General features: G+C 69.3%; 7 protein-coding genes. 1 reads left to right on the forward strand and 6 read right to left on the reverse strand.

Annotated features, from left to right (window positions below):
* Positions 1-145 precede the first annotated feature (145 nt).
* Entirely contained in the window at positions 146-952 is an 807-nt protein-coding gene (locus tag ACFWYW_RS51455; RefSeq protein ID WP_379622823.1) for an ABC transporter permease, read from the reverse strand.
* Positions 949-1,788 (reverse strand): ATP-binding cassette domain-containing protein, encoded by an 840-nt coding sequence (locus ACFWYW_RS51460; protein WP_379622820.1) that lies wholly within the window; start codon positions 1,786-1,788, stop codon positions 949-951. Before ACFWYW_RS51460 ends, ACFWYW_RS51455 begins: the two co-directional genes overlap by 4 nt.
* A 41-nt stretch (positions 1,789-1,829) precedes the next feature.
* Between ACFWYW_RS51460 and ACFWYW_RS51465 the strand changes: the two genes are divergently transcribed.
* The gene (locus tag ACFWYW_RS51465) at positions 1,830-3,383 is read left to right on the forward strand and encodes a recombinase family protein (protein WP_379622818.1); all 1,554 of its coding nucleotides are present in this window, start codon (positions 1,830-1,832) and stop codon (positions 3,381-3,383) included.
* Between the two features lie 693 nt (positions 3,384-4,076).
* On the opposite strand, the gene ACFWYW_RS51470 is transcribed toward ACFWYW_RS51465, so the two are convergent.
* The 4 genes from ACFWYW_RS51470 to ACFWYW_RS51485 all read right to left on the reverse strand — a co-directional run bounded on the left by ACFWYW_RS51470 (position 4,077) and on the right by ACFWYW_RS51485 (position 8,676).
* Positions 4,077-5,942 (reverse strand): replication initiator, encoded by a 1,866-nt coding sequence (locus tag ACFWYW_RS51470; RefSeq protein WP_379622816.1) that lies wholly within the window; start codon positions 5,940-5,942, stop codon positions 4,077-4,079.
* On the reverse strand, positions 5,939-6,124 hold the full coding sequence (locus ACFWYW_RS51475) for a hypothetical protein (protein WP_379622814.1): 186 nt from the start codon (positions 6,122-6,124) through the stop codon (positions 5,939-5,941). Before ACFWYW_RS51475 ends, ACFWYW_RS51470 begins: the two co-directional genes overlap by 4 nt.
* Complete coding sequence (locus tag ACFWYW_RS51480) at positions 6,124-7,710, reverse strand: FtsK/SpoIIIE domain-containing protein (protein WP_379622811.1); 1,587 nt, start codon at positions 7,708-7,710, stop codon at positions 6,124-6,126. Before ACFWYW_RS51480 ends, ACFWYW_RS51475 begins: the two co-directional genes overlap by 1 nt.
* Before the next feature lie 507 nt (positions 7,711-8,217).
* Positions 8,218-8,676: a plasmid replication, integration and excision activator gene (locus ACFWYW_RS51485; RefSeq protein WP_379622809.1), complete on the reverse strand. Its 459-nt coding sequence runs from the start codon at positions 8,674-8,676 to the stop codon at positions 8,218-8,220.
* Positions 8,677-9,734: the final 1,058 nt, after the last annotated feature.

A 9,734-nucleotide genomic window follows, 5' to 3' on the forward strand; every position in this document is an offset into this window, starting at 1 on the left:
CCAACAGGCTCCTGGGCGGCACGGGTTGCGGGATAACTGTTGTCATAGCGATCACGGACCGGGCGCGAGCTGGGCGGAACGCGTCCGGCGACCGGTCTTCGTTTCCCGGAGGACGACGGCTGTGCGTAGGTTCCTCAGCCCCGGTTCAGGCGCGACGCCGATAGGCCCGTACGGCCAGCGGCGCGAACACCGCCGCGATCCCCAGACCCCATGCCAGCGAAGCCAGCACCGGACCACCCGCCGGGCCGCCGAGCATGAGCGCCCGCGAGGCGTCCATCACCCGCTCGACCGGATTGACGTTCAGCCACATCTGCAGCCAGCCCGGCATGGTGCCCTTGGGCGCGGTCATGCTCGTGCCGAACGTCAGCGGGAAGATCACCAGGAACGACAGCCCCTGCACCGCCCCCGGCGTCCTGGCGATCATCCCGAACAGGACGAACACCCAGCTCACACAGAACGCGAAGAACATCGTCAGCAGGCACGCGGCCAGCACGCCCAGCAGCCCGGTCTGCGCCCGGAACCCCAGCAGCGTGCCGAAGCCCAGCATCGAGGCGGTCGCCACTACATACCTGATCACATCCCCCAGCACCGACCCCAGCAACGGCGCCGAGCGGCCGATGGGCAGCGCGCGGAACCGGTCGAAGACGCCCTTGTCGATGTCGGTGCTGAGGTTCACCCCGGTGGACATGGCGGCTATCAGCATGACCTGCACCAGCATCGCGGGCAGGACGAGTTGCAGGTACGCGCCGGTGGAGCCCGACACCGCCCCGCCCAGCAGGAACACGAAGACGACCAGGAACATCAGCGGCTGGATCGTCACGTCGAGCAGTTGCTCGGGGGTGCGCAGGGTCTTGGTGACGCTGCGTCCGGCCAGGGCGAGGCTGTGCCGTACCAGGGCGAAAGGGCGCGGCTGGGCGCGTGCGGGAGCTTGCTTGTCCACGGTGAGGGTCATGCGGCGGCCTCTTGTTGTCCGGTCAGGGTGAAGAAGACCTCGTCCAGGCTGGGCAGATGCAGCGACAGCTCGGCCGCGGTGATGCCGGACGCGGCCAGCGCGGCCACGATCTCGGCGAACGCGGCGTCGCCGGCCACCGGGACCGTGACCACGCCGCGGGCGGGGCGCTTGGGCCGGCGGCCGGACAGGCGGGCCAGGATCGCCTCGGCTTCGGGCAGGCGTTCGGGGTCGGCGGGGCGTACGAGGGCGGTCTGGCCGCCGACGACGCGTTTGAGCTGGGCCGGGCTGCCGTGCGCGATGACCTTGCCGTGGTCGATGACCGAGATGTCGTCGGCCAGCGCGTCGGCTTCCTCCAGGTATTGCGTGGTCAGCAGGACGGTCACGCCGTCCTCGACCAGATCGCGGACGATCGTCCAGACGTCCTCGCGCTTGGCGGGGTCCAGGCCGGTGGTCGGCTCGTCCAGGAAGATCACGTCGGGACGGCCGACCAGGCTCGCGGCCAGGTCGAGGCGGCGGCGCATCCCGCCCGAGTAGGTCTTGCACCTGCGGTCGGCCGCCGCCTCCAGCCCGAACTCCGCGAGCAGCTCGGCCGCTCGGTGCCTGGCCTGGTTGCCAGGTAGGTCGAGCAGGCGGGCTATGAGCACCAGGTTCTCCCGGCCGGTCAGGTCCTCGTCGACCGAGGCGTACTGGCCGGTCAGGCCGATCAGGCGGCGTACGCGGGCGGCGTGGCGCACCACGTCGAGCCCGCCCACGGTGGCGCTGCCCGCGTCGGCCCGCAGCAGCGTGGCCAGGACGCGCACGGCGGTCGTCTTCCCGACGCACGGTTTATAGCCCATTATAGAGATAAGAGCAGGTCAACCGGGCAAAGGGAGGCAACATGAGGCTTTTGGCAGCCGCAGTAGAAGCCCGCGTCGTCGTCGATTACTGCCGCATCAGCTACGACAAGACCGGCGCAGCCGATGGGGTCGGCGACCAGCACGACGAGAACGAGGAAGCAGCCGAGCAGCTCGGCGAGACGATCGCGCGAAGCTACGTGGACAACGACCTATCCGCGTTCAAGGTCAACGTCCAGCGTCCCGCCTATGACCGCCTGTTGGCTGACATGCGCGAGAACCAGATCCGCACGATCATCATTTGGCACGCCAACCGCCTTAACCGCACCGTGGAAGCAGTACTGCAGTTCATCGAGGTAGCCCGCGCAGCCAAGGTCAAGTTGTACTCGGTCACCAAGGGTTCCCACTACAACCTTGAGACCGCAGCCGGACGCCGCGACCTGATCAAGGACACCCTTGACGCCGAGTACGAGTCAGCCCACCGGGGCGAGCGTGTCACCAAGGCCCGCAAGCGCCAGGCCCGCCACGGCATCTACGGCGGAGGGGTGCGCCCCTACGGTTGGGGCGTGGACACCGGCCGGGTTCGTCACGTGTGCGTCAACCCGAAGGCGCCGCTGGAGGACCGCCGGTATGAGGACCGCACCGTCTTGGACATGGGCCAGCACAACCCGGCCGAGGCGAACGAGATCCGCAGGTGGGCAGGTGACCTTCTGGCCGGAGTCAAGATGGGGCACGTGCTACGCAGCATGGCCAAGCGCGGCGTGCTCACCGCATCCCAGACCGATGGCCGCATCCTGCGCAAGGGAGGCAAGGAGGTTGAGCCCGGAGGCTGGCACTCCCGTACCGTGTGGCAGATCCTTCTCAACCCGCGCACCGTCGGGCACAGCGTCCGTAACGGCGAGATCATCAAGCGCAACGCCTACCCCGCCATTCTGACCGAGCACCAGCAAGAGGCGCTGAGGGTCATCAAGAACGACCCCACCCGCACCACCTCACCGGGCAACGTGCCCAAGTGGCTCAACTCCCTGATCGCGCTGTGCGACAAGTGCGGCGCGACCTACCGCGCCCGCAGCAAGAACGGCAAGCTCATCTATCAGTGCATCACCGGGCACAACGGGCCGGACGCCGTGCACGCTGACATGTTCGTCCGGGACTACGTGTTGGGCCGTCTGTCTCACGACGACGTGCAAGACCTCCTTCCGTCCGCCGAGCGGGAAGAGATCGATTTCGCCGGGATTCAGGCCCAGATCATCGAGCTTGAGGAGAGCAAGCGCCAGGCGGCCCGCATGTTCGTGCAGAAGACGATGGATGAGGACATGATGGCCGAAGCCAAGCGCTACGCCGATGAGCAGATTGCCGGGTTGCGTGAGCAGATGAACCGCGCCACCTCTGACAGCCCGCTGTCCGATCTGTTCGACTACGACAGCGCCCGTGACTGGTGGGAGGCGATCGGGCTAGGCCGTCAGCGCGAGGTGGTCAAGATGCTCGTCACCGTGACCTTCCACGGCATCGGCCGAGGCAAGCGCGTCCCCATCAAGGACAGGGTCACCATCACGCCCAAGACCCGCCCCGAGCCGACCCAGCCCCTAGCCGCCTAGCAGCCCCCACGGGGTGCCGGAATCCCCGCTCCGGCACCCAGGGGCAGCCCTACCTACCGCGTGCCGCTGTCCGACTCATCACCGGCCCGAAGCAGCAGGCGCAGCCGCAACCGGTCGCGATCCGACAGCGGCGGCCAATCGGCCGTCTGTTTCTCGAAATAGGCTCGCCGTTCTTCCTCCGAGGCGAACCCGCACGCCGCCAGATACTCACGCTCCAGCGCCGCAGTCCCGCCCCATGCACCCGGCCGACCCACTGACCCAGTCTCAGACCCGCCCGCCTTACGGGCGCTTGGGTAGGGGTGCCGCCTACGGTCCGACCCGCGTTCAGGCCCCCCAGCGCGATCATCAAGGGGTGCCGCGCTCTGCCCCGCGCTGTCGTCGGCCCGCCCGCCCGCCCGAGGCTCCGTGTTCGCTGGCCGCCGTCGACCACCAGCCCGCCGACCCGCATAAGTCAGAACGAATGCGGTGCCTTCGGCGCGCTCTTCCGCTGCGGCACTCACCGACGCATCGTACTGTCCGTCCCGCGTCACCGGCCGACCCCTAACTTGGACAGCCGTCCCCAGATGAGCCCGATCCGAGCCCCGACCCGTGTCGGGAAACCGCTTCTCACCTGCCGGGCAGCGCGCCGGCTGGACTCGCGAAAAGCTCGCGCTACGCGTGCCCTGCGGGCATCCAGACGGCACGCATTCGCCGTCACGTCGCCCCCTGTTCGCCGTCCCCGGCCTGCCCGCCAGGATCACCCCGATCCCGTTCCGCAGCCCGCGCCACCTCCAGCGCCCTCCGGTTGCGTTCATGCTCGCCCAGCAGCGTCATGAGCCGTTTCGCCAGCGACGGCATCTCGGGGTCTCTGCCTTGCAGCCGCACCCACACATACCGGCCCGGATCAGCATCCCGGCCCAGCTCATCACCCAGCCCCAGCGCTTCGGCGACCCAGGCCCGCCGCTCCCGCATCAGCCCGCCCAGCGTGCGTGAGGACCAGCGGCGCGAGACCAGCACCCGCCGACCCGCGTAGCCCATGTGCACGCCCAGGTGAGCCCGCCCCCGGCACTGGCCCGGCACCAAGCCCGCCCGCGCTCCCTTCGGGGTGACCCCGTAGCGCAGCCAGTTCGCGCATCCCGGACTGCACGGCTCCCACCGCAGTTCCTCCAGCATCCGCCACGCATGCGCCCGTCGCCGCCCCGCACTGTTGGCCCGGCTCCCGGGCGCTCCATCGGCCCCTTTCGCCTCATCGCCCGTCTCCGGGTAGGCCACATCCCGGATGCTCTTGGTCAGGTACTTGGTCAGGTAGCGCACCCGCATGTCCGCGTCCGGGCTCCCGGCCAACACCCCCTGAATGTCGAGCTGACTGCCGAACCGCGCCACATGCAGCGGCCCGGCATCGGTGTCGTCATCCAGCGCGTCTAACGCCTCCTGCCAGCTCGGCAGGACCTCGCCGGTCGTGGGCACCATGTAGCGCTCAGCCTCCGGCATCCACACCGGAGTGTTCTCGCCGTCGAACACCGCCCCATCGGTCGGTGGCCACCAGACGTGGGCGTAGGTGGCCTCCACCACCTGCCGGACCGCCGCCCGGGGGATCGTGCCCCGGATGGCGATGTGCAGGTGGGGAGCCAGCCGCCGCTGTGGTTCGACCACCGCGAAGTACTGCACCTGATACCCGGCAACGCGGCGAAGGTTCTGAATGAAGCGGTCGATCAGCTTGCCGAAGTGCAGCGCATCCCGCGCGGCCTGCCGGTAGTCGTACCGGTCCGGATCGACCGGCGCACCGTCCCGCACCCGCCCATAGGAGGGGAGCGTCAGCGTAATGAACATGCTTGGCCGGAACGTGCGCCCCGCGCGACCGGCGAACGTCCGCCCGAGGGTGCCCGGCTCCACGCTCCGTCTGGGCAGCGCCGGAGCGTCCTGCCGCCGTGAGGTAGAGCGCACCCGCCGCCCCGGCCCGTCGTCACCGGCCGTCGTCTCACTCACCGCAGCTTCGACCCGGTCACCGGCCCGCCCGGCATCGGCCGCTGCCGTCTGACCCTCTGCCCTCCCGGGCTCCGTCTCCTCCCTCTCCTTGGTTTCCTCTGCGCTGTCACTGGCCGCGTGCCCACCGACGCGCACGCCCAGCCACCGCATCTCCGCCTCATGCCCGATCAACGCCGCCGCCCAATCGGCAGCCTCGCCCGTGTTCCCGGCCGCCAGCGCCGCATCCCGCAGCGCCAGCAGTTCCGCCCGGTGCTCACCCAGCCAAGCCGCCTCTTGCGGCTCGCACTCCTGGTCCCGCCCGGCCTGCCCGCTCAGCGGTTCCGGCTCCTGGTCCAGGTGCCAGCCCTCCCGGCACTGTTGCTGCCGGGCCGAGCGCACCCGCCGCGCACACGGCCCGCAGACTGTCTCACGCCGCGCCCCGCACGACACGTTGACGATCTTGTGGGTGCCGTTGCGCACGTCCGTCACCCGGTAGGCGATCGGCCGCATGCACACGCCCTTGGCTTGCGCGAGTGCTTGCAGCGTCTCCAGCCGCAGCACCTCCCGTACGTACTCGTGCGTCATCCAGCGCGCCCGCCCCCGCTCGCGGCTCACTGGCCCTCCCCAGTGGACCGCGTCCTGAACGGGCACCCGCCGTCCGCGCCGTTGATCTCGACCCGGGCACGCGCCCCGCACCCAGCGCACTCCACCACCAGCAGGCCCAGATCCAGCCACAACATGTCCTCGCCCTGGCACGCCCCGCAGGACAGCCCCAGCAGTTGCTCACGTACGTTCATCACCGCTCCCTGCCGTCGTCGTTCTTGCGCCGTCGCTTGCCGCCCTTGCCGTGTCTGCCGCCCGGCCGCTCGCTGCCGTTGACCTTGCGCCGCTTGCCGCCAGCGCGGCCCCGCTCCTCCGCCTCGCATTCGTCGCTCTCTTCGCCGTTTCCCCAGTTCGGAGGGGGTGACGTAACCGCCGGCGCCGGGTTGATGATCTTCGTTTCGGCGGGCTGATCTCCCGCCGCCACGGCCCCGCCGTACTCGGCTTCCATCTCCTTCAGCTCGCCGTCACTGATCCACCCGGCCCGCACCCGCAGCGGCTCCGGCTTGCCCTCCAGCCGCACGTACGCCGTCCCCGACCCGACGCTGGGATCGTCCGGGTTGTGCGGGATCTCATCGGCCAGCGCGCCCCGCTCCCGCGCGCCCTTGCCGAGCGCGAGATCCACTTGGTCGGCCTCATCCAGGCGCAGCGCGATCTTGTCCGGGAACAGGTGGCGGATGTCGAGGATGTCTTTCCTCGGGTCCTGCAACGCGGCCACGACGCCGAACCCCACGGCCCGGCCCTGCGTGGTCAGCGTGGCCAGCGCCGCCAGCGCCCGCTTACGCAGGTGGCTGTCCGGCTCATAAGCCGTGAGGAACGCCACCTCATCGATCACCACCAGGACGAACGGCTCGTCCGTCGTGGGCACGTGCCGACGCGTCACGCCCCGGTAGCGCTCCGCCCGTTGCTGCATCCGGGCAACCGCCGCCTCCAGCAGCTTGACCGCCGCCTCACCCCGCGTCGCGTAGCGGTGAAACAGCCCTTCGGCGAACCCGAGTTCCATCCCTTTGGCGTCGATGCCCCACAGCTCCACCAGCCCGGCCAAGGCTCCGGGCAGCAGCCCGCGCACCAGCCCCCACAGCCAGCTCCCTTTACCGGAGCCGGTAGCGCCGACGATCAAGATGTGCGTGCCGTGCACCGCCAGCCGGTAGACCCGGCCGTGCTCGTCCATGCCGATCTCGACCGGCCCGACACCCGCCGTCAGCGGGATAGGCCGTGCGCTGATCACCGCCGCCAACCGGTCACCGCGTTGCAGCACCAGCAGCAGCCAGCCCGGCCGCTTGATCCGCATCAAGCACGCCACACTGCCGAACGCGTGCGCCAGGTTCACCGTGCGCTCTGCCCACAGCTCCGGCGACTGCCCGCGCAGCATCCGCACCGTCACCGTGTCCGCCCACCGGTCGCTACGAACCTTCACCAGGTCGGGCACGAACGACCGGCCGCCAACGCGGCCCGCCAGCCCCGCCACCATCAGCGTCCCGTGCCAGCGACGCCGGTACACCCACAGCCAGCGCAGCCACGACACGAACGGCCAACCGATCAGCCGCATGAACCCGTTCCGGTGCAGCAGCCAGAACACCGCCAGCCACCCGAGGAGGCAGCCGTACCAGATCAGCGCCGACTGCCAGCCGACCAGGTACCAGTAACCACCCAGCACCACCACCAAGGCGCAGGCGACCGGATGCCGCCACACCGTCTTGACCACAGCGGCGACCAGCCGCCACGCCCATATCACCAGGAAGAAGATCGCCGGTGTCTTCAGCGCGGTAGGCCGCCAGTGCAACCGGCCGTCCGGCCGATCGCTCGCGTACTCCTCTGCCGTCTCTCCGCTAACTCTCCGTAACATCATGGGGTCGTCGCCTCTCTTCGGGCAGGCGACATCCCGGCACCGCACACGAGCCCACACCGCGCCAGGCGGGATGCCGACCACGCCGCCGCCACCGGCCGCCCGCACACGGGCACCAGGGCGCGCAGCGTCGCCACACGTCATGAATGAAGATCAGGACGGGGCAGCCCCACGCTTGCCACGCGTCCACTACTCAGAGGGGGTTAAGGGCTCCGCCGAGTCGCTGCATCCGGTCTCCGCTGTCTTCATGCGGCCTCAGGGCGCGATCTCCTAGGCGGCCAACCTGCCCACCTCACCCGGCCCAGCCGGGGTCACCATCTCTGCCCGGGGCATCTCGTCACCGGGACTTGCCTTGCCTCTTGCCGTACCACGCGCTCACAAGCACGTCGGCGCTACGCGCCCACAAGCAGGTGCGGCGCTACGCGCCCACCAACTTCAGCAGCGCTACGCGCTGCCGCCAGCAGCCGGACGCGAGTGCGTCCCCGCCGCCGCTCGACCTTCACCAGCCGCAACCGCCGTTCCCGCCAGCCGCATACCACGCGCCCGAACACTCCAAGCGATCCGCGAACTACCGTCCGGCACATACGGCCGGACCGTCACTCCTTCGAGTTCGACCGGCACCATCTCCAGCCCAAGCGCCGCCAACTGCGGCGGAACCGGAGGCACCACCGGCTGCACCGGACTCGCGATCTTGACCGCTATCGTCTTGTCCGCCGCCCGCGTCTCCGGGTCCGCGTCCATCACCGTCACCTGCCACACGGGTTCGCCCGTGTCAGGGTCCCGCTTCTGCGTGCCACGCACCGCAGCATCGAAGTCCGCAACCGGGGTTACCGGCCCGACCACAAACACGCCGTGCTGAAATACGGCCCGGCATTCCACCGGGATTGGATCTCGTAAACTCACACCTTCTCCTCTCGCGCGCACGTTCGAGCTATCTGTCTAACACGCACGTCAGACCACCACAAGGGAAACGAAAGTGCGATTGTGCGTTAACCCTCACCTACCTCATTTCGGCCTCAGCCCCGGCGCGCCAAATCGGACATCGGCCTCTACATTTTGTCTAGATTCTGTGCAGATCATCCGAAAACGCACGGTTTGACCTGCGGAAACGCCATTCCAGAGACGCTGTAATCCACCTTTAAGCAATGCTGTTAGCTCGCAGCCCTAAGGGTGTGATCTGCATCACACTCAACCGAACCTGCACAAGAAATCCACTTACGCTCCTTGTGTCCCCTCCGGCCGGGGCCGCCTCGACCGCCGACGACCGGCGGCCCCGGCCCCACCCACAAGATCAACCAAAAGCCTTTGGGGACACCCCACGGGCCGACCGCCGCTAGGGCCACTCCGTGACCCAGCACCACGCCGCAGCCCCTGCACTCCGAACCGGCCGACCGCCAGCGTGATACCACTGACACACCGCCGGGTCGGCTTCGGGGGAAACCCGGCCCCGCGTGAAGAGGACGGCAAGAGCGCCCGGCATACCGCTCATCCCGGCGCTCTTGCCCGTCCCGGGCCCACCACAGCAGCATCTTTCGTGCCGATCTCGTCAGCGGCGTTACGGCACCGATCACACCGGACCAAGCAGAGCCGGGCCTCCGGCCCTTAAGCCTGCCCGCAGGACGCCCGGCGCTCACCGATACCGCACCGCCCAGCCGCCGTGATCCTGTGACCCCCCGATGCCAGCACCCGATCCGCATCATCGCCGCAGCCGGACAACAAGAGAGGGCCGTCACGGCGCAGCGCACCCGGCCCCCTCCCGGCGACAGCCGCCCGACCGTGCAACCGTCGAGACCGGTCAGCAACCGCCGCAGGCGCAGCGCTCCACCTCACGACGCGCACCCTACCCCCAGCCCTACCCGCCGAACGCCCCCGCGACCCACCACGCCTCACCCCCCGGCCCGCCGCCTGCCTCTCTCATTGCCGAATTGTTCTTAAATAGATCAAGGGGCGGCGCACAGCGC

It is taken from the genome of Nonomuraea sp. NPDC059023 (assembly GCF_042740095.1).
In the GTDB taxonomy this organism is placed as follows: Bacteria; Actinomycetota; Actinomycetes; order Streptosporangiales; family Streptosporangiaceae; genus Nonomuraea.